The organism is Streptomyces sp. NPDC059255 (assembly GCF_042752355.1).
Classification (GTDB): domain Bacteria; phylum Actinomycetota; class Actinomycetes; order Streptomycetales; family Streptomycetaceae; genus Streptomyces.
In genome coordinates this window covers 774,485-795,977 of record NZ_JBHYZP010000001.1, presented here as the reverse complement: position 1 = coordinate 795,977, position 21,493 = coordinate 774,485, and the positions used below count along the sequence as shown (strand labels likewise).

Sequence of the window (21,493 nt, the reverse complement as noted above, 5' to 3'; positions counted from 1 at the left end):
CCGATCGGGGGGAGCGGCGCCGTCGTATCCGCCGAAGGCGCACCGGTCTGCCGAAGCCGCTCCGGCCGGCCGGTCAGCCGTCGAGCCCGATCGCCCGCTCGGGGCAGCCGCGCGCTCCGCGCCGGGCATCGGCCTCCTGCTCCGGCGCGATCTCGACGGTGTCGTCGCGGCGCAGGTTGTAGCCCTCGTCATCGGGGACGTAGACGTCAGGTGCCAGGGTGTAGCAGCGGCCGTGGCCCGTGCACAGCGAGCCGTCGACGGTGTACTTCATCGGCCCGCGCCTCCCGCCCGCCGGCCGGGGAACACCAGGTGCAGCGATGTCATCGTGCGCAACACACCGGTCTCGTACTCCTGGGTGGTGCCTTCCTTGACGGAGAAGTCCGGGATCCGGCGCAGGAACTCCTCGAGGACGACCCGCAGTTCGAGGCGGGCCAGGTGCGAGCCGATGCACCGGTGCGGACCGACACCGAAGGAGGTGTGCAGGATGTCCTCGCGGCCGATGTCGAGTTCGGCGGGGTTGTCGAGCGCCTTCGGATCACGTGAGGCCGAGGCGTAGTTGAGCAGGACGTAATCGCCCTCCTTGAACCGGTGCCCGCCGATCTCGGTCTCCTTGGTGACCGTGCGGCCGAGGGCGACCACCGGCGGGTAGTAACGGGCGAACTCCTCCACCGCGTTCGGGATCAGGCCCGGGTCCCGGACCAGCCTCTCGCGGTCTTCCGGATGGGTGGCCAGATGCAGCATCGCGCCGGCCATGACGAAGGTCGTGGTGGCGATGCCGCCGAAGGTCAGGTCGGTGATGACGCTGACCCGGTCCTCCCACGGACACGGCTCGCCGTCACGCTCGACCCCCGCGGCGATCACATCGACGAGATCGCCGCGCGAGGGCTCGTCCCGCCGCCGGGCGAGGAATTCGCCGAGGTAGCCCAGGGCCCGCCCGAAGGCCGCCGCACGCTTGTCGACGGGACCGTAGATGCCGGTTTCCATTGCCTCGACCAGCATCGGCAGATCCTCCACCGGGACGCCGATCAGGTTCTTGAAGAAGGCGCGCCCGGGCAGTTCGGAGGCGAAGTCGCTGATGAACTCGCACTCGCCCCGGTCGACGAAGGAGTCGATGAGGTCGTTGGCGTCGGCCCGGATCTGTTCGTCGAAGCCCTTCACGGCGTTCGGGGAGAAGTACGGGCTCAGGACCCGGCGCCAGTTGTCGTGGTACGGCGGGTCGGACTCCTCCGGGTAGAGATAGGGCAGGCCCTCGGGGCGGTTGGGCTGGAAGCCCTTGGCGCTGCTGAACGTCTGCCAGTCCTGCCCGGCCCTGCGGACGTCCTCGTACCGGTTGATCAGCGCATAGCCGTTCCCGACCTTGCTGTGCGCGACCGGGCACCGCGCGACCAGGGTGTCGAGCACGTCGTAGAAGTTCTCGTTGAATGCCGGATCGTCGATGTCGAAGTCCTTCTCGATGTCTCGTCCGAACCGCTCGGTATCCACGTGAGGTCCTCCACCGGAATCTACGGTGCGTCCACCTTCATGACACACAAACAAACAGTCGTTTGCAAGCTAGGACGCGTCTCATGCACTGTCAACCGCCTTGACAGGCACAGCCTTCGGCCAGGGCCGCGATGGCGGCTGAGGTCGTGTCCGCGACGGCCCTCCCGCGCTCCGCCGACGGTCCGGTGTCCACAGCACCGTCCGGGAGATCCCGACCTCCACGACGTCGACCTCGGGCAGCTCCAGCAGTACGTCGGTGATGAAGCGCCGCATTCCGGTGAAGTGGACGCACGACGTGTCCGTGAGCACCAGGGTGATCCGGACCCGCCCCGCCGCGTACCGGATCTCTTCGACCAGCCCCATCTCGCAGATGTCCAGGGGGTCCCGCATCAGCAGGGCGCACGGTTCGGGAACCTTCCGCAGCTGGCCACGGATCCGGTCCTCCAGGGAGACGGCCGCGCCACCGCCGTCGGCCGTCATCCGCGCACCCGCGTCGCGCGGCCGGCCCGCAGATATCCCCAGGGTGGCCCGCCACCGTCGCGGGAGCGGGCCCGCGCGAACGCGTCGCCGGCGGTGCGCCGGACCACCTCGGCCGCGTCCAGCCCGTGCACCCGCAGCGCGGTGCCACCGAGGATCAGCTCCCTGTCCCGCGCGGTGATCTGCCGGAAGCCGTACTCGTCGAGCGTCTCGCGCGGGAAGCGGTAGTCGCGGAACGCGGCGAGCAGCGGCGCGGGATGGCTGAGGTTCGAGCCGCTTCCGTACATCAGTTGGCCGGCGCCGCAGGCCTGCAACAGCGTGCCCAGGATCTTGGCGAAGACGCGCGGCCGGACGACGGCGTAGGCGAACACCGACTCCAGCGTGGCGTACAGGTTACGGTGCCGGCCCAGCAGGGCCGCGGTGTGCTCAAGGAACGCCGCTCCCGCGTGCACGACATGGAAGTTCAGCTCGGGAAAGCGTTCCAGCGGCGCGCTCAGGTCGTCGATACCGAAGGCGCTGCGCGGCGCGGGCGGCAGCCACAGCGCCTTGTGCACGGCGACATTGCGGATGCCGAGATCGCGGGCGGCCTCCAGCAGCGGGGTGGCGAAGTCGGCGCCGTCCAGGCGCCACCCCTCCCCCGTGCCACCGTAGAAGAACGCGGGGTAGAGCTTCAGCCCGTCCACCCCGAACTCGGTCACCTGCCATTCGAGTTGGGCGATCGCCGCATCGGTGACCGGGGTGTCGACCGTCGCGTAGAGCAGAAAGCGGTCCGGGTGGCGGGACCTGAACGCGGCGGCGCGCCGGGGGTCGGTGACGTAGTCACGGGCGAATCCGAGGTTGGGCAGGGCGTGAATGACCGCCAGGTCCACGGGGCTCTCCACGAACAGCGAGCCGGCGATCGCCTCGAACGGGAAGTCGGAGAAGAACTCGTCGCGGTCGAGCCGGTAGCCCCGGAGCTCCCGCGCGTCCCCGGTCGCCAGGAGATGGGCGGCGTAGACCGATTCCAACTGCTCTGCGGCATCTGGATTCCGGTTCTCGGACGAGAGGTTGTACGGGTGGACCACAGCGTCCACCACCACGATGTCACCGATCATGCGCACCTCCAGCGGTATACCAAACGAGTGTTTGTTCACGGGGACCCGATGTCAAGCGAACGGCCCACCGCCTCCACCATCCGTAAAACAAACAGTCGTTTGTTATCGTCGACTTGAGGGAATTCTCCCCGACGCCCACCGCAATGGCTCTGCCGGTACCGGGTCTCCCAGAGAGGTGACGAACATGAGCGAGTCGTCGTCGACAGCGCATGCCGCGACCACGGCGGCCGGGACACTCTGGGCGGCCGCCCAGGTCCACCCCGACCGGATCTGTGTCACCGAAGTGGACCGCCCGGACGGCGTGCTCAGCTATGCCGGGCTACGGGACAGGGTCGCCGCGACGGCGGGCGGTCTGCGCGCCCTGGGGGCCGGGCCGGGCGACCGGCTGGCCCTGCTGCTGCCCAACTGCGTCGAGTACGTGGAGACCTTTCTCGGCGCACTGGCCGCCGGGCTGGTCGTGGTCCCGTTGAACATCCGGCTGCTGCGCACGGACTACGCACACATGCTGTCCGACTCGGGCAGCAGGGTGCTGGTCACCACCGGGGCGTTCCTCGACCGCCTGCCGGAAGCGAAGGGCCTGCCCGGCCTGACGGTCGTCCGGACGGACACCGTCGGCCCCGGCTCGCTGCGGGCGCTGCGCTCCACCGGCGAGCCGGCCGCCGAACCCGTCGCCGCCCACGGGCACGACGCGGCCTCCCTGATGTACACCTCCGGCACCACCGGGCTGCCCAAGGCGGTCGTCCTGACGCACCACGCGTGGCGGAGCGTGGCCGAAACCGCCCTGCGCGTCCTGGACTTCGGCCCGGACGAGGTGATCCTGCACGCCGCCCCGCTCACCCACGGCTCGGGGTTCCTGCTGCTGCCCACCCTGATGACCGGCGGGCACAGCCTGCTGGCCGGCTCGTACGACGCCACGCGCACCGCCACGCTCTTCGACGAAGCGGGCGTCACGGGGCTCTTCATGGTTCCGTCGATGATCAGGATGCTGCTGGACGCGCTGCCCGCCGGATACACCCCACCACCGGCCCTGCGGCGCGTCTACTACGCCGGGTCGCCCATCGACCCGGAGACCCTGCGCGAGGCGGCCGATGTCCTCGACGGGCGACTGGTGCAGTCGTTCGCGCAGATGGAGTCACCGATGTTCTTCACCGTCCTGGATCAGGCGGACCATCGCCGGGCGGCACGCGATCCGCGGCTGCCACTGGTCCGCTCCGCGGGGCGCGTACTGCCCGGCGTCACGCTCGTGGTCGTGGACGGGACGGGCGCGCCCCTCCCCCCGGGCCGGGCCGGGGAGATCCTCGCCCGGGCCCCGCAGACCATGGCCGGCTACTGGAACCGCCCCGGCGAATCCGCGGCGGCGCTCGCGGACGGCTGGCTGCACACCGGAGACATCGGCTTCCTCGACGAGCGGGGGTACCTCTTCCTCGTCGACCGCAAGAAGGACATGATCGTCACCGGCGGGTCGAATGTGTACGCCCGCGAGGTCGAGGAGGTCCTGCTCAGGCTGGCAGGGGTGCGTGACGCTGCCGTGGTGGGGCTGCCCCACCGGATCTGGGGCGAGGCGGTCACCGCCGTACTCGTACCGGAGCCGGACCGGACCCCGCCCGCCGACGAGGAGATCGTGGCCGGCTGCCGGGCCTCGCTGGCCGGGTACCGCGTGCCCAAACAGGTCGTCTGGGTGGACGAACTGCCGCGTAACGCCTACGGGAAAGTCCTCAAACGGGAGTTGCGCGAACGGCTGTCGGCCGAGCACCTGTACCGCGTTGACAGTGCGGGGAACCCGTGACTACCGTACAAACAAATGATTGTTTGCTTAGCTCTTCAGCTACGAGCCACCCACCACGATGGAGAGTGTGGACACCGTGACGCAGACATCGCCGAAGACCGGCCTCACGGCAGCGGAGCAGCAGTACCCCCTCCCCCCGAGCCGATGGGACGCGTCCGTCTACACCGACCCGGACCGCTACCGCTCCGAACTCACCGCGGTCTTCCATCACTCCTGGTTCCCGGTCCATCCGTCCAGGGACCTGCCGCGCGCGCGTGACTTCCTCACCTGGGACCGGATCGGGCAGTCGATCGTGATCACCCGGCTAGACGACGGTTCGGTACGTGCCTGGCACAACGTGTGCCAGCACCGCGGGGCCCGGCTGGTCAACGGCTCGGGCAACTGCGGCCGGGCCCGGTTCACCTGCCCCTGGCACGGCTTCGTGTACGACCTGGAGGGCATGGTCGGCGCGGTGCCGCTGCGCGAGAGCTTCGACGAGGAAGCGCTGCGCGGGCTGCGCGCCCCCGCCGTTCAGGTGACGGAGTGGGCCGGGTGGATCTGGCTGGCGCTCTCCGACGACGTGCCGCCGCTCCTCGACCACCTCGGCGCCATCGGCACCGAGCTCGCGGGGTACGGCCTGGAGGGCTTCACCACGCGCTTCCGTACGTCGGTCCGCCTGAAGGTGAACTGGAAGATCGCCGTCGACGGCTTCAACGAGACCTGGCACGTGCCCTTCACCCACCCCCACACCCTCGCCGGACTGGTGATGTGGCGGGACGCCGTGCTGCGGATCAGCTCACCGCATTCGTGGATGACGCTCCCGATCCGCGGGTACACCGAGCGGGCGAAGGCGACGGACGACCACCGCGCCTCCCACCTGTGCCACTACCTGGTCTTCCCTAATACCATCTTCAGCTGCTTCCCCACCCACCTCCAGATGTGGAGTGCCTGGCCAGTGTCGGTGGACGAGACGGAGCTGTGCGCGTACGAGGTCGTCGGACCGCCGCCCGCGGGGAAGACGGCGGAGCAGTGGGACCGGCACAACCGGCGGGACTGGCAGCAGTTCCTCGACGTCCTCAACGAGGACGCCGAGGTGATCAACGACATCTCGACGGTGATCGGGTCGCTCGGCTTCCGAGGCAGCATGTTCAACACCGCCGAGAGTCGGCTGACCGCGTTCCACCGTGAGATCGCCCGGCGGATCGGCGAGGAGGAGCCCGCGTGATCGGCATCAGGGTCGACCGCGAACGGTGCCAGGGGTACGGCAACTGCGTCATGGCCCTGGCCGGCGCGTTCGACATCGACGACGAGGGACTCGTCGTGCTGAAGCGCGCGACGGTGGGCGACGGTGAGACGGGGGCGCTGCGACGGGCCGCCTACGACTGCCCCACCGAGGCGATCTCGTTCCACGCCGCCGACGACGCCGGCCCGGAGGCCGAGGCCGGAGCCGAGACCGAGACTGGCTCCGGCTCCGGCGATCGTGTCTGAGCGCTGTCCTCACCCGTCGTCGCGCAGGCACGCCACGTAGTCGCGCCAGACGACCCGCCCGGCCAGCACGTCCCGCAGCCCGTAGTCCTGGGCAGGAACGTCCCACCGGGTGGTGGTCGAGGTGAACTGCAGCAGGGTGCCGAAGGTCGCTCGCGGCGGCAGGAACGTCTCGCTCCAGCGCGGCGAGGCGGTGTCGGTCCCCGTGGGCACGTAACCGCTCGCCGCCAGCGCCTCGACCGTCTGCGGTACGTCGTCCACGAACAGGGTCAGATGGTGGAAACCCGGCCCCCGGCCGTCCAGGAAGGCGGCGACCGCGGCGTCGGCGCGCAGCGGCTGCAGCAGCTCGATCTTGAACTGGCCGAGGGCCAGGTGCAGGAGCCGGATCCCGCGTTCGTCGTTGTCCCCGCCGGACAGGAACCGGCCGCCGAGCAGATCGACGAAGAGCGGTACGGCCTCGGCCACGGACGGTACCGCGATCCCGATGTGGTCGACCGTCCGCACCCGGTCGGCCACCGACACCGTGCGCGTGTCCGCAGGGGTCACAGGCCCATCTCCTTGGCGATGATGCCTCGTTGGATCTCACTGGTGCCGCCGCCGACCATGGCGTGCTTGGCCTCGCGGAAGTAGCGCTCCATGTCGTACTCGGGCAACTGGGCGTAACCGCCCAGGGCCTGCATGCCGTTGAACGACGTCTTGAAGGCCACGTCCGCGGCGAACACCTTCGCCATGGAGACCTCCTTGACCGCCCGTTCGCCGCGGGCCATCTTCGTGGCGGCGCTGTAGACCAGCAGACGGGCCGCCTCGATCTCGCACTCGTTCTCCGCCATCCGGTGCTTGAGCACCTGGAACGACGACAGCGGGCGGCCGAACTGGGTGCGCCCGGAGGTGTACGTGACCGTGTCGTCGAGCGCGGTGCGGGCGTTGCCCACGTAGCTGGCGGCCAGCGCGAGGCGCTCGTACTCCAGGTGCTCACCGATGTACGTCCAGCCGCCGCCGACCTCGCCGAGGAGGTTCTCGCGCGGCACCCGTACGTCGGTCAGGAAGATCTCGGTGGTGCCGAGGCTCCGGCGGACGATGGTGTTGAGCTTGCGGATGTCCACGCCGGGCTCGTTGTTGGGTACGAGGATCAGGCTCAGCCCTTTGTGCCGGTCGGGTCCCGTCCTGGCCAGCACCGTGATCACGGTGCCGGGTACATGGGCGCCCGAGCAGAACACCTTGTTACCGTTGAGGACGAAGTGGTCGCCGTCGGCCACCGCACTGGTCCGCAGACCGGCCGCGTCCGAGCCGGCGCCCGGTTCGGTGATGGAGACACTGAACTTGATGTCGCCGCGGAGGAATCCGCCGAGGTAGCGCTCGCGCTGCTCGGCGGTGCCGTGGTTGGCGATGTTGGTGGCGGTGAACATCGAGGTCATCACGGCGGCGGCGAAGTCGAGGCTGTACGTGGCGATCGCCTCGCAGAAGATCGCGTACATCACCGGGTCCGCCTCCAGGCCGCCGTACTCCTCGGGGATCAGCAGCCCAAGCCAGCCCCGGTCGGCGAACTTCCGGTACGCCTCTTCGGGAAACTCCCGCGACTCGTCGTGCTTGCGGGTGTACTCGCGGCCCACTTCCCGCTCCATGAAGGTGTGCAGGGTGTCGCTCCACAGTCGCTGCTCGTCGGTGAACCGGAAATCCATGCCAGGCCCTTCGCCGTAGGATCGTCAGTCCCGCTTTTCGTCCGTCCCTTTGCAGCACGGTTGTTGACCACCGTAGTGGCCGCTGCTAGTACTAACAAGTGTTTGTTTTTCCCTGACGCCCGAGTGCGGCCGATTCCTGGGGAGGGGACCATTGAGTCTCGAACGCACCTATCGCGGACTGCGCGTGGTGGATCTCAGCGAGAACATCGCCGGCCCGCTGGCCTGCATGATTCTCGCCGACCTCGGCGCGGACGTGGTGAAGGTCGAACCACCGGGAACCGGCGAGGCCACCCGCCGGCTACCGCCCCACTGGGGCACCGACAGCACGGTGTTCCTGGCACTCAACCGCAACAAGCGCAGCGCCGCCGTCGACCTCCGCGTCCCGGCCGGCCGGGACGCGGTGCTGCGGATCGCCCGGGGTGCCGATGTCGTCGTACAGTCCTTCCGGCCGGGTGTGGCCGACCGGCTCGGCCTGGGCTTCGACGATCTGCGGCGGGCCGCCCCGCGCGTGGTGTACTGCTCGGTGAGCGCGTTCGGCGAGGGTGCGCTCGGCCGTGAACTGGCCGGCTACGACGCCCTGATACAAGCGTTCACCGGAATCATGGAGATGACCGGCGACCCCGACGGGCGACCGGCACGGGCCGCGCCCTCGGTGGTGGACATGTCCACCGGCATGTGGGCGGCCGTCGCCGTCATGGCGGCACTGGCCCGGCGCCCCGACGAGCCCGGTGCACAGCGGCTGGAGGCCGGCCTCGTCGACAGCGGCTTCTTCCTGATGGCCCATCAGATCATGGGTTATCTGGGCACCGGGACGTTCCCACCGCGGCTCGGCTCCGCGGCCCCCAGTACCGCTCCGTACGAGGCGTTCCGGACCGCCGACGGATCGATCATGATCGCGGCGGCCACGGACCGGCTGTTCGCCCGGCTGTGTAGGGCGCTGGACCTGCCAGGACTGGCGACGGACCCCCGATTCCGCCGCGTGGCCGACCGGGTGGCACGGCGCGCGGAACTGGCCGAACCGATCGAGGAGCGACTGCGCGGCGCACCGTCAGGATACTGGCTGGACCGCATCGCCGCGGCGGGCGTACCGGCCGCGGCTGTCCACACACTGGCCGAGGCCCTGGAGCACCCCGTGACCGTGGAGCGCGGCATCGTGCGCGACGCGGCGCGGGGGCGTGTCCACGGTCTGAAGCAGCTGCGGCTGCCGATCGACACCGGCGCCGACTGCGCGATGCGCCAGCCACCCGCTCCGGGCGAGCACACCGAGGAGATCCTCTCCGAAGCCGGGTTCTCCCCTGAGGAGATCGACCGGCTTCGTCCGTCAACGGCGATGGAAGGGACGGCACCACCTCAATGACGACACTCCCCCCTCCACAGGAACGGCGTGCCGCCCTGGAGGCGCGGCACCCGGTGTGGACACCACGCACCACCGCCCAGCAACTCGACGCGGCGGCCGCGGAGTTCGCCGGGCGCCCGTTGATCCTGGCCGATGATCACATCCACACCTACACCGAGGTACGGCGGCGCTCCATCCGACTGGCCGCCGGGCTGATGGCGCTGGGAGTGCGGGCGGGCGACCACGTCGCCGTCGACCTGGCCAACTTTCCGGACATCATCGCCCTCAAGTACGCGGTCGCCCGGGTCGGCGCGGTCTCCGTGTCCGTCAACTTCCTGCTGCGGCACGAGGAACTGCGGTACGTCCTGCGCCAGTCCGACGCCGTCCTGCTGATCACCATGGACGCGTTCCGGAAGCTCGACTACCTCGACGCACTCGACCGGATCGCGCCCGGCTGGGAGGAGCACGCGGGCGCCGCCGTGCTCCCCCGGCTCCGTGAGGTCGTCGTACGGGGGACGGACGGGCCGCCCGCCCGGGGCCGGTCCCTGGAGGAACTCGTACGGCTCGGGGCGGCGATCGGCGACGCGGAGGTCCTGGAACGCACGGCCGCCGCCGACCCGTTCGCCGCCTCGGACCTGCTGTACACGTCGGGCACCACCGGCATGTCGAAAGGGGTGCTGCTCCAGCACGACGCGGTGCTGCGCACGGCGTACGCGAGCGCCTACACCCGCGCGTTCCAGGACGGGCGGCGCATCCTGACCGCGCTGCCGATCCACCACGTCTTCGGGTACGTGGAGGCGACACTCCCCGTGCTGTTCGTGGGCGGAGCCGTCTGTCCGCACACGGTGTTCAGCGCCGAAGGGACACTGCGGGCGATCGGCAGGCACCGTATCGACGAGCTCATCTGCGTACCGGCCATGACCGGTGTGGTGCTCTCCGAGGCGAGGTCCGGACCGTACGACCTGTCGTCGCTGACGACGATGTTCTCCTCCGGCGCCGCCCACCCGCCCGGCATGTGGGCACAGATGGCGGAGGTGCTGGACGTGGCGGAGATCTTCACCGCGTACGGGCAGACCGAGACCACCGCTTCCACCTTGTGCACCCGGCCCGGCGACCCGGTCGAACGGCTGAGGACGACGAACGGGTGCCCCAAGCCCGCCGGGGTCGCCGGCGATCCCGGGCTGGGCGGTGTGCTCGCCGCGTACCGGGCCGTCGACCCGGCGACCGGCGAGGAGGTGGCGACGGGCGAGGTCGGCGAACTGGTGGTGAAGGGCCCGGCGGTGACCTCCGGCTACTACAACAAGCCCGAGGAGACGGCCGCCGCGCTGGACGCCGGCGGCTGGCTGCGCACCGGAGACCTCGGGCGCTTCGACGAGCAGGGCTATCTGACGCTCACCGGGAGGCGCAAGGAGTCGTACCGCTGCGGCTCCGAACTGGTCATGCCCGGCGAGGTCGAGGCGGTGCTGCGGGAGCATCCGGGGGTGCGGGCGGCGTATGTCGTCGGCGTCCCGCACGAGCGGATGGGCGAGGTCGGCTGCGCGTGGATCGTGCCCGAGGGGAGCGGAGCGCCACCCGACCCGGACGAGCTGGTCGGGTACTGCGCCGGGCGGCTGGCCAGGTTCAAGGTGCCCGCCGTCGTGCGGTTCGTCGAGGAATCGGAGGTGCCGGTCACGGTGACCGGGCGGGTGCGGAAGTACCGGCTCGCGGAATGGGCGACGGCCGACGGCGGCGGCATGGCGACTCCGGCCTCCGCAACGGCGGACGGCACCGCGGTGACCGACGGCGTCGCAGAGCCCGACGGCAGTGCGGTGAGGCACGCCGCGGCAGTGTCCGACGGCGCCACGTCGCCCGCCGACAGCGCGGCGGCCCCGACGTGAGCGCCGGGCGACGCGGCACCGTCATCGCCGGTGCGGGACTCGCCGGGGTCCGCACCGCGCAGACGCTGCGCGATCTCGGCTACGAAGGACGCATCCGGCTGTTCTCCGAGGAGAGTGAACTCCCCTACGACCGACCGCCGTTGTCCAAGGCCTACCTGACGGGCCGACGGGGTGGGGAAGCGATCCGGTTCGAGGACCGGCTCGATGCCTATACGGCGCGGGGCATCGAGCTGGTCCTCGGGAAGCGGGTCGTCGCGGCCGATCTCGCCGCCGGAACCGTGGGGCTCGCCGACGGCTCGGAAGCCAGCTTCGACCAGCTGGTGGTGGCGACAGGTTCCCGGCCGCGGGAGCTGGCTGCGCTGCCCCCGTCGCCCACCGTGCACTATCTGCGGACGGCGGCCGACTCCCGGCGGCTGGCCGGGGCGCTCACGGCGGGGCGCCGGGTCGTACTGGTCGGAGGAGGCTTCATCGGGCTGGAAGTGGCCTGTGCGGCCCGCGCGCTGGGCTGTGAGGTGACCGTCGTCGAGGCCGTCGCACTGCCGCTCGCCACAGCCGTCGGTGAGGAACCGGCCCGTCGGCTGGTGTCCTGGCACACCGCACGCGGGATCTCGTTCCGCTGCGGGGTGACGGTCCGGAGCGCCTCCGCCGCGGCCGGTGCGCGGATTCTGCGGCTCGACGACGGTTCGCAGGTCACCGCCGATGTCGTGGTCGTCGGCGTCGGTGTGGTCCGTGACACCGGCTGGCTCTCCGCGGCCGGACTCGGCATACATCACGGACTCGTCTGCGACCACGACGGACGCGCCTCGGACCCGGCCGTGCTCGGCGTGGGTGACGTGGTGTGCCGCCACAACGACACCAGGAGCGACGGGACCGGACGGAGCGGAGAGACCGGCGGGAGCGGGGTGTGCCGGCCGATCGGCCACTGGACCGCCGCCGCGGACAGTGCGGTACGCGTGGCCGGGACCATCACCGGCGGTGCTCCTGCCCCGGTCCAGGACGACGGCTTCTTCTGGTCGGACCAGGGCGACCTGCGGCTCCAGTTCGCCGGGTACTCCGGCCCCGGCTCGGAGGCCGCGGTGATCTCGGGCGCACTGGACGCGGACGCCTTCGTCGTGCACTACACCGACCGCGGGCGGCTGACCGGTGTGTTCGCCGCGAACAGCCCGCGCGAGTTCCTGCGCGGCCGGACGGCGCTGCGTTCGGCGAGCGGCGCGGGCCTGGCCCGTACGGCGGAAGGGAGCGGCACATGACCACGGACTCACGGGTGCTGGGCGACATCGATCAGCGGGAGGTCACCGACCTGTACGCGCGCTGTGCGTACGCGTACGACGAGGCGCGGCCCGAAGCGTTCGCCGCGCTGTACACCGAGGACGGCGCGTTCGAGGTGGCGGGCGCCGAGCCGGTGCGGGGAGCGGCGGCGCTGGCGGACCTGGTCCGCGGGGCCGCGGAACGCTCGCCCGGCACGCGGCACCTGGTCTCCAACGTCCTGGTGCGGGGCACCGGGGACGGAGCGAGCGGCACCGCGTACGTCGTCGCACTGCGGGTCGCGCCGCCCGCGGTCCGCCTGATCACCATCGGCCGGTACGACGACGAGTTCGCGCGCACCACGGACGGCTGGCGGATCCGGCGGCGCCGGTTCACACCGTTCGTCCGGCCCGGCGCCGTACAAGCAACTGATTGTTCAGGAGGGTGACCATGTCCATCGGCCCACTGTTCGACGAGTACTCCGAACGGTACGAGCACATCCGCCTCGAACGGGACGACGACGGCGTTCTGCAGGTCACCCTGCACACCGGCGGCGACAGCCTGATCTGGACCTCGCAGGCACACGACGAACTCGCCTACTGCTTCACCGACATATCCTGCGACCCCGGCAACAAAGCCGTCGTACTGACCGGCGCCGGGTCGGCCTTCTGCGCCGAAATCGACTTCAGCAGCTTCCAGTTGGGGACACCCGGCGACTGGTCCCATGTCATGTTCGAGGGCAAGCGGCTGCTCACCAACCTGATGAACATCGAGGTGCCGGTGGTCGCGGCGATCAACGGACCGGCTCTCGTCCACCCCGAGATCCCGGTGCTGAGCGACATCGTCCTCGCGTCGGAGACCACCGTGTTCAAGGACGGCCCCCACTTCCCGTCCGGAATCGTCCCCGGCGACGGCGCCCATGTGGTCTGGACCCACGTGCTGGGCCCGGCCCGGGGCCGTTACTTCCTGCTGACCGGGCAGGAGATCGGTGCCCGCCAGGCCCTGGACCACGGCGTGGTCAACGAGGTTCTGCCGCCCGGGAAGGTGCTGCCCCGGGCCAGGGAACTGGCCGCGGGGATCGCCGCCGGTCCGGCGCTCGCCCGCCGGTTCTCCCGGGTCGTACTCACCCATGAGATCAAACGGCTGCTGCACGAGCAGCTCGGACTCGGCCTGGCCCACGAGGCGCTCGCCGCCCTCGACCGGTGAACGCGGTGAGCGGCCGGTCCGCGAGCGGCCGGCCTGCGGGCGAACCGCCTGCGGGCGGCGCGTTCAACCGGACGCGGCAGTACTTCGAGGACTTCGCGGTCGGTGACACGGTGCTCTCGCCCGGGCGCACGGTCGACATCACGGACATCTCCGCGTTCGCCGGACTCACCGGGGACCACTACCCGTTGCACGTCAACGAGGAGTACGGCCGGGGCACCAGATTCGGCGGCCGCATCGCCCACGGACCGCTGACCTTCGCCCTGGCCGTCGGGCAGATCGCGCTGACCGGCTTCCTCGGCGACGCCGTCGTCGCGTTCCTCGAATGCCAGGGGCTGCGCGCGCTGGCCCCCGTGCGCCCGGGTGACACCATCCGGGCGCGGGCCGAGGTGGCGGCCACCGAGCCCGGCAGCAGGCCGACGCACGGGACGCTCCGCCTCGACTACACCGTCCTCAACCAGAAGGACGAGGACGTCATGACGTTCCGCATGGTGCTGCTCGCCCGGCGGCGGTCATAGCGGTGCCCCACTCGCCACCACGGCCCACGCACAGCATCCCCCCCGAGGAGGAGAACCCACAGTGCCTGCCCCCGTACCCCCCGCATCCCTGGCTCCCGCGTTCCCGCCGTCCCCGGACGAGGCCGCGTTCGTCGGCATCGGCGAACTGCCGTCGGGGCGCTACCCCGACCGGTCCTTCATGGGCGGCCTCGTCGAGGTCGCGCTCGCCGCCGTACGCGACGCCGGTCTGGCCCTGTCCGACATCGACACCCTGCTGCTCATCCCCTGTCTGCACTCCCCCGCCGACCAGGCCGACCTGATCTTCTCGCGGGTGGTCGAGGAACTCGGCCTGGGCGGGCGGGTCAAGAGCAGTGTGATGCTGCACTCCGGCGGCTCGACCAGCGACAACACGGTACGCACCGCCGCCTCGCTGATCGCCGCGGGATACGCGCGCAACGTACTGGTCCTCCAGGCCGAGAAGTGGGGCTCGGCACCGGTCGGCGAAATGATCGACATGCTGACCGCCAACGGCATCCCCCGCGAATGGGAGAAGGCGACGGGGCTGTCCTTCAACGCCGTGGGCGCGCTCATCGCCCGCCGTTACATGGCGGTGAGCGGATCGACACCCCGGGACATGGCCTCGGTCTGTGTCGCCCTGCGCGCGTGGGCGCGGCTCAATCCGAACGCCATGTACCGGGACCGGGAACTCACCGTCGACCAGGTGCTCGGCTCACGGCTGGTCTCCGACCCGCTGCACGCCTTCGAGTGCCCGATGATGGCCGACGGCGCGGTCGGACTCGTCCTCACGAGTGCCGCGCGGGCGCGCGCCGGCGGAGAACCATGGGTACGGGTCGCCGGATCGGGTGGGTGCGTGTCGCACTACAGCATCGGCCAGGAGGAGGACCTCGCGGTGCTCGGCTGGCCGACCGCGGCGGCCCAGGCGTACGAGCAGGCGGGGTGGGGGCCCGAGGACGCCGATGTCGCCGAGGTGTACGACTCCTACGCGGGCGTGCTGACCGTCGCGCTGGAGGGACTCGGTCTGGCCCCCGCCGGCGAGGCCGCCCGGATGTTCGCCGCCGGCGCGTTCTCGCCCGGCGGCCGGCTGCCCGTCAACACCAACGGAGGCCTGCTGTCCGCCGGGCACACCGGGGTGGGAGGCGGAACGGCGCTGCTCGCGGAGGGCGTACGGCAGTTGCTCGGCAGGGCCGGGCCGGAGCGGCAGGTCGAAGGGGCGCGGCGCGCGGTGTGCGGTGGTTCCGGCGGGACCTACATGGACAGTCAGGTACTTCTCCTGGAACGGGTGACACGATGAGCGGACCGGCGGACGGACCGGACGGGGGCCCGGAAGCGGGCCCGGGAATGGGACCGATGGGACCGGAAGTGGGCCCCGGAATGGCGGCGATCACCGAGCCCTACTACGAGGGCCTCGTCCGCGGTGAGCTGATGCTCCAGCACTGCAAGGGGTGCGACCGGGCCATCATGTACCCGCGCCACCTCTGCCCCTTCTGCCATGCGGGCGACCTGGACTGGGTGGTGTCGCACGGCCGGGGTGTGCTGCACAGCTTCACCGTCCAACGACTCGGCGAACCCACCGGGTTCGCCGAGGACACCCCGTACGCGCTCGGCGTGGTCAAGCTGTCGGAGGGCGTCCAGTTGCTCGGCCGGCTGTGGCCCGGCGCGGACGGCGGCTGGGACGCGTACACGTGCGACGCGCCGGTCGAGTTCCGTCCGGCAGCCGCACACGAGGCCAGGCGCCGCCCGGTGGCCTGGTTCGGGCCGGTCCTGCGATGAACGGCAGCTGCACAGAGAGGAGTTGGGCATCATGAACGAGGTTCTGATCGCCGGCGTCGGCATGACCCGCTTCGGCAAGGATCTCCGGCGCGGCGAGCGGACGATGGTGGCCGCGGTCACCGACCAGGCGCTCGCCGACGCGGGGATCCCGGCATCCGGCGTCCAGCGCGTCTTCGCCGCCAACGCGGCGGCCGGACTGGTCTCGGGACAGGAGATGATCCGCGGCCAGGTCGCGCTGCGGGACACCGCCCTGGCCGGGGTGCCGCTGGTCAACGTGGAGAACGCGTGCGCCTCCGGCAGTTCGGCGGTGAACCTGGCGTACGAGGTCATACTGGCCGGACGGTGCGATGTGGCCGTGGTCGTCGGCGTCGAGAAGATGTCCCACGAGGACAAGGCGCGCACGTTCGACGCGCTGCGCGGCGCCACCGATGTCACCACCACCGGACCGCGCGGCGACAGCGGCGCGCCGCCGAAGAACTCGGTGTTCGTCGAGATGTACGCGCACGAGGCCAAGCGCTATCTCGACACCTACGACGCCACCATCGAGGATTTCGCCGCCGTGGCCGTCAAGAACCGGCGCCACGCATCGCTCAATCCGCTGGCACAGTACCGGCAGCCGCAGACCCTGGAGGAGGTGCTGGCCGCACGGACGGTGGTCGATCCGCTGACCCTGCCGATGTGCTCGCCCACCACCGACGGGGCCGCCGCCGTGGTCCTGTGCTCCGCGTCGTACGCGCGTCGGCATGCCACGGGCCGCTGCGCGATCCGCGCGACCCGGACGGCCGCCGGGAACGGCGAGGACTCCCGGCCGGTCGCCGCCGCGGCCCTGGCGGCCTTCGAGGACGCCGCACTCGGCCCCGGGGACCTGCATCTGCTGGAACTGCACGACGCCGCCGCACCGGCGGAGGTGCTGCAGTACGAGGAGATCGGCCTGTGTCCGCCCGGTGAGGGACATGTGCTGGTCAGGAACGGTGTCACGGCCCTGGGCGGCCGGATACCTGTCAATACGGACGGCGGGCTGATGAGCCGGGGGCATCCGATCGGTGCCACGGGATGCGCGCAACTCGTCGAGCTGTACGACCAGTTGCTCGGCCGGGCCGGGGGGCGGCAGGTCGAGGGGGCGCGGGTCGGCATGGCGGTCAACGCGGGAGGCTGGCTGGCGGGCACGTATGCCGCCGCGGTCGCCACGATTCTAGTGAAGGCCGGGTAGCGGATGTCCTCCTCTGCCGGTCCCACCGATGTCGTCGAGCGCGACACCCTCTTCCACGCGCGCGTCGCGGACGGTGTCGTCCTGATCACCCTCAACCGTCCCGACCACGGCAACGGAGTGGTCCCGGAACTCGCCCGTGACCTGCTCGCGGCCCTCACCGAGCTGGAGTCCGACCGGTCCGTGCGCTGCCTGGTCCTCACCGGCGCCGGGCGGCAGTTCTCGGCCGGCGCGGACCTCCACGCCATGCGCCGTTACCTCGACGAACGTCTCGCCGTCGAGCAGGAACCGTACAACGCCAGGGCCCTGTTCCCGGTCACCCAGCGGATCGCCGCCTCCCGCCTGCCGGTCGTGGCGGCGGTCAACGGCGGGGCCACGGCAGGCGGCCTCGATCTGGCGCTCGCCTGTGATCTGCGCATCTGCTCGACGGCGGCCAGACTCGGGGAGACCTACATCAACCTCGGGCTGCCACCGGGCAACGGCGGGTCCTGGTTCCTGCCTCGTCTGGTCGGGTCCGGGACTGCCGCGGAACTGGCCCTCACCGGAGATCTCGTGGACGCGGAGCGTGCCTTGGCGATCGGCCTGGTCAACCGGGTCGTCGAGCCGGACGAGTTGATCCCGGCCGCGGTGGAACTGGCCGGACGCATCGCAGCCAAGGCGTGGCGGGCGGTCGAGGCGACCAAACAGGCGCTGCGGTCCGGCTGGCAGGTCGATCTCGCGACCGCGATGAACTCCGGCTACTGGGCCGTCGCCGCGCTGCACCACACCGACGACCTCTCCGAGGGCATCGACGCCTTCCTCGAACGCCGCCCGCCGGTGTTCAACCGCGGCCGGAACGAAGACGGCACCGTATCCGACGAACCCCCACGCGCATGACGCGGCCCGGGCGCTGATCACCTCCCCTGTACAATCACTTGTTAGGAAACTCCCGGGGAGGTACATCTCTTGGCAGCGCCGTCCAAGTCGCGGAAAACGGAGGCCGGACAGGGCCCCGTCTCGGTCGAACGCATCGAGACGGCTGCCATCCAGCTGTTCGGTCAGAAAACGTATCCCGTCGTCGGGATGCGGGACATCAGCGACGCGGTGGGCATCCTTCCCGGCAGCCTGTATGTGCACATCCGCAAGAAGGAAGACATACTGCTGCGGATCATCGAGGGCGGGATCCAGAACTATCTCGACGCCATCGAGGCCGCGATCAAGCCCGGCACGAACGGACCGGACCGGATGCGCCGCGCCATCGTCGCGCACATGTGCGTCCTCGGCGACACCCTGCTCCAGACGCGTGTGGCGTTCCACCAGTGGACGTATCTGAGTCCTCCGCTCCAGGAGCAGGTGGTCGAGCTGCGGAGGCAGTACGAGGAGATCTTCACCCGCATCCTGCGGACGGGTATCCGCAAGAAGGAGTTCCGGCGGGTGAAGCATCACCGGATCGCGGTGCTGGCCATCATCGGGATGCTCAACTCGGCCACGGAGTGGTTCTCCCCGGACGGCGAGCTCTCCCCCGAAGCCGTCGGCCATCTGCTCGCGGACAGCGCTCTGGAGGGACTCGCCAGGCAGCCGTCGGCGCCTGCCTCCTGACCCGCCCGTCCTGACCCGCTGCCCCGGCGGCGCCCGGTGCGTCGGGCGCCCCTGGTGCGGCCGGCGGGCCGCACCGGGCGGTCTTGCTCGGCGCGTGACCGGCGAACTAGGATGAATGCGCTTTCATAGCGGTTCGGTGGCAGGCATCAGCGCGTACCCAGGTACGGCGGAAGAAGCGGACGGTCGGTCGAGTGAGCGCGCCCACGGTATACGACGTCGCGGAGCGGTCGGACGTCTCCATCGCCACCGTCTCGCGGGTCTACCGCAACCCCGGATCGGTACGGGCACAGACGCGTGAGCGGGTCCTGGAGGCGGCCCGCGCGCTGGGTTACGTCCCCAGCGGGAGCGCCCGGGGTCTGGCCAGCCGCACCACCGGCGTGCTCGGCCTCTGCTTCCCGGACTACGCCGATCCCGACGCCGAGGCGGACGCGGAGGCGGAGGGCGACGCCGACGACGCGGTGATGCTGTACTCCGACCAGATCATCCGCGGTATGGAGCGGGCGGCCCGGCGGCACGGCTACGCGCTGCTGATCTCCGCGTCACTGGAGGGCGGCCCCGAGAGCCTGGTCGCGAAGGTCGCCGGGCGGGTCGACGGCTTCGCCGTCCTCGCGCAGACCGTGCCGACCGAGGACCTCGAAGTGATCTCGAACCGGCTGCCGATCGTGATGCTCGCCGGGCCGCGCGAGATCGACCACCTGGACCACGTCGTGGTCGCCAACGCCGACGGCGAGCGCGCGCTCGCCCGCCATCTGATCGACGACCACGGGCTGCGCCGGCTCGCGTTCGTCGGCGGCGACGCCGACTCCCCGGACGCCGAGGCGCGGTTCTCCGGCTTCCGGGAGGCGTGCCGGGAGGCCGGTCTGCCGGTGCCGGACGCGCCCGACCTGCGGGCCGGGATGATGACCCGGGCCGAGGGCGCGCGCGCCGCCGAGCAGCTGCTCGACCGGCCGGGCGACCGGCCGGAGGCGATGCTCTTCGCCAACGACCAGATGGCGGTGGGCGCGCTGCGCGCACTGGACGGGCGGGGCGTACGGGTCCCCGAGGACATCGCCGTCACCGGGTTCGACGGGATCCCGTTGAGCCGGATCGTACAACCGGCGCTGACCACCGTACGGCAGCCGATCCGCCAACTCGGCGAGCAGGCGGTGGAGTTGCTGGTTCAGCGGTTGGGTGACGGCGACCGCGCCCCGGTCTCGCTGATGCTGCCGGTCTCCGTCGTCCGGCGCGCGAGCTGCGGCTGCGGCTGAGGCAGCCGCAGAATCTCACGGACCACCGGAGGTCCGTCCGTACACCCGTCCGTACACCCGTTTGTGCACCCGTCCGCACGCCGGGACGCCGCGCTCGGACGGCACGTACCGTGCGCGGCGCGTGCCGCGGCGTGCCCGTCAGCGCGGCCGGTGTCCGTGGGGTGTCCCGCACGTTGCACGAGTGTGACCCCGCATCCTCTTGCGTATTTCCAGCCACCTGCCGCAGAGTGATGTATGCGCTTACAGGCAGCGCATACATCCGGATTGCTCAAGGAGGAGCCCTCCATGCCCCGCACCGCCAGAACCGTTTCGGCCGGTATCGCAGTCGCCCTCACCTTCGGTATCACCGCGTGCGGCGGTTCGGGCGGCGGCGACGTCGCCGCGGACGCGAAGCAGACGATCACCGTCTGGGCCATGGGGGCCGAGGGCGAGAAGCTCACGGATGTGGCCGAGAAGTACACCGAGGCCAACCCGAACATCACCGTCAAGGTGACTCCGGTCGGCTGGGACGTCGCCCATCAGAAGCTGGTCTCCGCCGCCGCCGCGGGCACTCTGCCGGACGTGGCCCAGATGGGCGGCAGCTACCTGGGCGAGTTCGCGGAACTCGGTGTGCTGGAGCCGGTCGACACCAAGACCTTCGACAAGAAGGACTTCTTCCCCGCGGGCTGGCAGCAGGGCGAGGTGGACGGCCAGGCGTACGGCGTGCCGTGGTACGTCGACACCCGCGTCCTCTACTACCGCACCGACCTGGCCGAGAAGGCGGGGGTCGGCAAGGCTCCGGCCACCTGGCAGGAGATGCGCGACCTCGCCACGGCGTACCAGCAGAAGGCCGGTACGAAGTGGGGCCTGTCCATCCAGCCCAGCGGCCTGGACACGGTACAGAGCTTCTACTCCTTCCTCTACTCGGCCGGCGGCGAGATCGTCGACGACAAGGGCGAGGTGGTGATCGACAGCCCTCAGGCCGTCAAGGCGCTCAAGGAGTACGGCGCGTACTTCGACAAGGGCCTGTCGAACAAGTCCGTGCCGCCCGGGTACGACGTGGTGAAGGACTTCGGCAACGGCCGCGTCCCGATGTTCTTCGGCGGCCCCTGGCACGTCACCCTGCTGAACGAGGGCCAGCCGCAGATCGCGGGCAAGTGGGCGGTGGCCAACGTGCCCGCCGACGCGGCCTCCGTCTCCATGGCCGGCGGCTCGTCGCTGGTGATCTCCAAGGACAGTGAACACAAGGCCGCGGCGACCCGGTTCATCACGCACCTGACCGACACCAAGGGTCAGGCCGACTGGTACGAGCGCACCAAGGACCTGCCGGCCAACACGGCCGCCTGGACCTCCGGCGACCTCGCCGGTGACGCGAACCTCCAGGTCTTCAAGAAGCAGATGGACACCGCCAAGGCATCCCCGTCGCTGGCGGAGTGGACGGAGATCACCGACAAGGTGGACCAGGCCATCGCCAAGGTGACGCAGGGCAAGGCGTCCCCCGAGGACGCGCTGCGGACCGCGCAGTCCCAGATCGAAGGGCTCGTGAAGTAG

General features: G+C 70.7%; 22 protein-coding genes. 16 read left to right on the top strand and 6 right to left on the bottom strand.

Annotated elements, in window-relative coordinates; genetic code table 11:
- Nucleotides 1–73: 73 nt before the first annotated feature.
- The 4 genes from ACFXKG_RS03540 to ACFXKG_RS03525 form a co-directional block, all read right to left on the bottom strand.
- The gene (locus tag ACFXKG_RS03540; RefSeq protein ID WP_384831556.1) at nucleotides 74–271 is read right to left on the bottom strand and encodes a ferredoxin; all 198 of its coding nucleotides are present in this window, start codon (nucleotides 269–271) and stop codon (nucleotides 74–76) included.
- On the bottom strand, nucleotides 268–1,482 hold the full coding sequence (locus tag ACFXKG_RS03535; protein ID WP_384831553.1) for a cytochrome P450: 1,215 nt from the start codon (nucleotides 1,480–1,482) through the stop codon (nucleotides 268–270). Before ACFXKG_RS03535 ends, ACFXKG_RS03540 begins: the two co-directional genes overlap by 4 nt.
- An 81-nt stretch (nucleotides 1,483–1,563) precedes the next feature.
- A complete protein-coding gene (locus ACFXKG_RS03530) occupies nucleotides 1,564–1,962 on the bottom strand; it encodes an iron-sulfur cluster assembly protein (RefSeq protein WP_384831550.1) in 399 nt (132 codons plus the stop codon).
- Nucleotides 1,959–3,053 carry an amidohydrolase family protein gene (locus ACFXKG_RS03525; RefSeq protein WP_384831547.1) on the bottom strand — a complete coding sequence of 365 codons (1,095 nt, stop codon included), beginning with the start codon at nucleotides 3,051–3,053 and terminating at the stop codon, nucleotides 1,959–1,961. Before ACFXKG_RS03525 ends, ACFXKG_RS03530 begins: the two co-directional genes overlap by 4 nt.
- Before the next feature lie 184 nt (nucleotides 3,054–3,237).
- Between ACFXKG_RS03525 and ACFXKG_RS03520 the strand changes: the two genes are divergently transcribed.
- The 3 genes from ACFXKG_RS03520 to ACFXKG_RS03510 all read left to right on the top strand — a co-directional run bounded on the left by ACFXKG_RS03520 (nucleotide 3,238) and on the right by ACFXKG_RS03510 (nucleotide 6,306).
- The gene (locus ACFXKG_RS03520; protein WP_384831544.1) at nucleotides 3,238–4,839 is read left to right on the top strand and encodes a class I adenylate-forming enzyme family protein; all 1,602 of its coding nucleotides are present in this window, start codon (nucleotides 3,238–3,240) and stop codon (nucleotides 4,837–4,839) included.
- 67 nt (nucleotides 4,840–4,906) lie between these two features.
- The gene (locus tag ACFXKG_RS03515) at nucleotides 4,907–6,043 is read left to right on the top strand and encodes an aromatic ring-hydroxylating dioxygenase subunit alpha (protein ID WP_384831541.1); all 1,137 of its coding nucleotides are present in this window, start codon (nucleotides 4,907–4,909) and stop codon (nucleotides 6,041–6,043) included.
- A complete protein-coding gene (locus ACFXKG_RS03510; protein WP_384831538.1) occupies nucleotides 6,040–6,306 on the top strand; it encodes a ferredoxin in 267 nt (88 codons plus the stop codon). Before ACFXKG_RS03515 ends, ACFXKG_RS03510 begins: the two co-directional genes overlap by 4 nt.
- A 9-nt stretch (nucleotides 6,307–6,315) precedes the next feature.
- On the opposite strand, the gene ACFXKG_RS03505 is transcribed toward ACFXKG_RS03510, so the two are convergent.
- Together ACFXKG_RS03505 and ACFXKG_RS03500 are read right to left on the bottom strand one after the other, a co-directional pair.
- Entirely contained in the window at nucleotides 6,316–6,849 is a 534-nt protein-coding gene (locus ACFXKG_RS03505; protein ID WP_384831535.1) for a VOC family protein, read from the bottom strand.
- Nucleotides 6,846–7,982 (bottom strand): acyl-CoA dehydrogenase family protein, encoded by a 1,137-nt coding sequence (locus ACFXKG_RS03500; RefSeq protein ID WP_384831532.1) that lies wholly within the window; start codon nucleotides 7,980–7,982, stop codon nucleotides 6,846–6,848. Before ACFXKG_RS03500 ends, ACFXKG_RS03505 begins: the two co-directional genes overlap by 4 nt.
- Before the next feature lie 151 nt (nucleotides 7,983–8,133).
- Between ACFXKG_RS03500 and ACFXKG_RS03495 the strand changes: the two genes are divergently transcribed.
- The 13 genes from ACFXKG_RS03495 (at nucleotide 8,134) to ACFXKG_RS03435 (ending at nucleotide 21,493) form a co-directional block, all read left to right on the top strand.
- Nucleotides 8,134–9,339 (top strand): CaiB/BaiF CoA transferase family protein, encoded by a 1,206-nt coding sequence (locus ACFXKG_RS03495; protein WP_384831529.1) that lies wholly within the window; start codon nucleotides 8,134–8,136, stop codon nucleotides 9,337–9,339.
- Nucleotides 9,336–11,195 (top strand): AMP-binding protein, encoded by a 1,860-nt coding sequence (locus ACFXKG_RS03490; protein WP_384831526.1) that lies wholly within the window; start codon nucleotides 9,336–9,338, stop codon nucleotides 11,193–11,195. Before ACFXKG_RS03495 ends, ACFXKG_RS03490 begins: the two co-directional genes overlap by 4 nt.
- Nucleotides 11,192–12,445 (top strand): NAD(P)/FAD-dependent oxidoreductase, encoded by a 1,254-nt coding sequence (locus ACFXKG_RS03485; protein ID WP_384831523.1) that lies wholly within the window; start codon nucleotides 11,192–11,194, stop codon nucleotides 12,443–12,445. Before ACFXKG_RS03490 ends, ACFXKG_RS03485 begins: the two co-directional genes overlap by 4 nt.
- The gene (locus ACFXKG_RS03480; RefSeq protein ID WP_384831520.1) at nucleotides 12,442–12,888 is read left to right on the top strand and encodes a nuclear transport factor 2 family protein; all 447 of its coding nucleotides are present in this window, start codon (nucleotides 12,442–12,444) and stop codon (nucleotides 12,886–12,888) included. Before ACFXKG_RS03485 ends, ACFXKG_RS03480 begins: the two co-directional genes overlap by 4 nt.
- Before the next feature lie 2 nt (nucleotides 12,889–12,890).
- Nucleotides 12,891–13,646, top strand: a complete 756-nt coding sequence (locus tag ACFXKG_RS03475; RefSeq protein WP_384831518.1) for an enoyl-CoA hydratase/isomerase family protein — start codon at nucleotides 12,891–12,893, stop codon at nucleotides 13,644–13,646.
- On the top strand, nucleotides 13,643–14,161 hold the full coding sequence (locus ACFXKG_RS03470; RefSeq protein WP_384831515.1) for a MaoC family dehydratase: 519 nt from the start codon (nucleotides 13,643–13,645) through the stop codon (nucleotides 14,159–14,161). The genes ACFXKG_RS03475 and ACFXKG_RS03470 overlap by 4 nt, the downstream gene beginning before the upstream one ends.
- Before the next feature lie 61 nt (nucleotides 14,162–14,222).
- On the top strand, nucleotides 14,223–15,452 hold the full coding sequence (locus ACFXKG_RS03465) for a thiolase family protein (protein WP_384831512.1): 1,230 nt from the start codon (nucleotides 14,223–14,225) through the stop codon (nucleotides 15,450–15,452).
- Nucleotides 15,453–15,508: 56 nt separating this feature from the next.
- Nucleotides 15,509–15,931 carry a Zn-ribbon domain-containing OB-fold protein gene (locus tag ACFXKG_RS03460; protein ID WP_384831509.1) on the top strand — a complete coding sequence of 141 codons (423 nt, stop codon included), beginning with the start codon at nucleotides 15,509–15,511 and terminating at the stop codon, nucleotides 15,929–15,931.
- A 31-nt stretch (nucleotides 15,932–15,962) separates the two neighbouring features.
- Nucleotides 15,963–17,141, top strand: coding sequence for a thiolase family protein (locus tag ACFXKG_RS03455; RefSeq protein ID WP_384831506.1), 1,179 nt, complete (start codon nucleotides 15,963–15,965; stop codon nucleotides 17,139–17,141).
- A gap of 3 nt (nucleotides 17,142–17,144) precedes the next feature.
- Nucleotides 17,145–18,014 (top strand): enoyl-CoA hydratase/isomerase family protein, encoded by an 870-nt coding sequence (locus ACFXKG_RS03450; protein ID WP_384831503.1) that lies wholly within the window; start codon nucleotides 17,145–17,147, stop codon nucleotides 18,012–18,014.
- 69 nt (nucleotides 18,015–18,083) lie between these two features.
- Nucleotides 18,084–18,716: a TetR/AcrR family transcriptional regulator gene (locus ACFXKG_RS03445; protein ID WP_384831500.1), complete on the top strand. Its 633-nt coding sequence runs from the start codon at nucleotides 18,084–18,086 to the stop codon at nucleotides 18,714–18,716.
- 191 nt (nucleotides 18,717–18,907) lie between these two features.
- Nucleotides 18,908–19,963 (top strand): LacI family DNA-binding transcriptional regulator, encoded by a 1,056-nt coding sequence (locus ACFXKG_RS03440; RefSeq protein WP_384831497.1) that lies wholly within the window; start codon nucleotides 18,908–18,910, stop codon nucleotides 19,961–19,963.
- 285 nt (nucleotides 19,964–20,248) lie between these two features.
- A complete protein-coding gene (locus ACFXKG_RS03435; protein WP_384831493.1) occupies nucleotides 20,249–21,493 on the top strand; it encodes a sugar ABC transporter substrate-binding protein in 1,245 nt (414 codons plus the stop codon).

Excerpts from the sequence above, each read along its gene's own strand:
- ACFXKG_RS03540 (WP_384831556.1), bottom strand. The coding sequence starts at position 271 with ATGAAGTACACCGTCGACGGCTCGCTGTGCACGGGCCACGGCCGCTGC.
- ACFXKG_RS03530 (WP_384831550.1), bottom strand. The coding sequence starts at position 1,962 with ATGACGGCCGACGGCGGTGGCGCGGCCGTCTCCCTGGAGGACCGGATC.
- ACFXKG_RS03525 (WP_384831547.1), bottom strand. The coding sequence starts at position 3,053 with ATGATCGGTGACATCGTGGTGGTGGACGCTGTGGTCCACCCGTACAAC.
- ACFXKG_RS03520 (WP_384831544.1), top strand. The coding sequence starts at position 3,238 with ATGAGCGAGTCGTCGTCGACAGCGCATGCCGCGACCACGGCGGCCGGG.
- ACFXKG_RS03500 (WP_384831532.1), bottom strand. The coding sequence starts at position 7,982 with ATGGATTTCCGGTTCACCGACGAGCAGCGACTGTGGAGCGACACCCTG.
- ACFXKG_RS03490 (WP_384831526.1), top strand. The coding sequence starts at position 9,336 with ATGACGACACTCCCCCCTCCACAGGAACGGCGTGCCGCCCTGGAGGCG.
- ACFXKG_RS03480 (WP_384831520.1), top strand. The coding sequence starts at position 12,442 with ATGACCACGGACTCACGGGTGCTGGGCGACATCGATCAGCGGGAGGTC.
- ACFXKG_RS03475 (WP_384831518.1), top strand. The coding sequence starts at position 12,891 with ATGTCCATCGGCCCACTGTTCGACGAGTACTCCGAACGGTACGAGCAC.
- ACFXKG_RS03460 (WP_384831509.1), top strand. The coding sequence starts at position 15,509 with ATGGGACCGGAAGTGGGCCCCGGAATGGCGGCGATCACCGAGCCCTAC.
- ACFXKG_RS03455 (WP_384831506.1), top strand. The coding sequence starts at position 15,963 with ATGAACGAGGTTCTGATCGCCGGCGTCGGCATGACCCGCTTCGGCAAG.
- ACFXKG_RS03450 (WP_384831503.1), top strand. The coding sequence starts at position 17,145 with ATGTCCTCCTCTGCCGGTCCCACCGATGTCGTCGAGCGCGACACCCTC.
- ACFXKG_RS03435 (WP_384831493.1), top strand. The coding sequence starts at position 20,249 with ATGCCCCGCACCGCCAGAACCGTTTCGGCCGGTATCGCAGTCGCCCTC.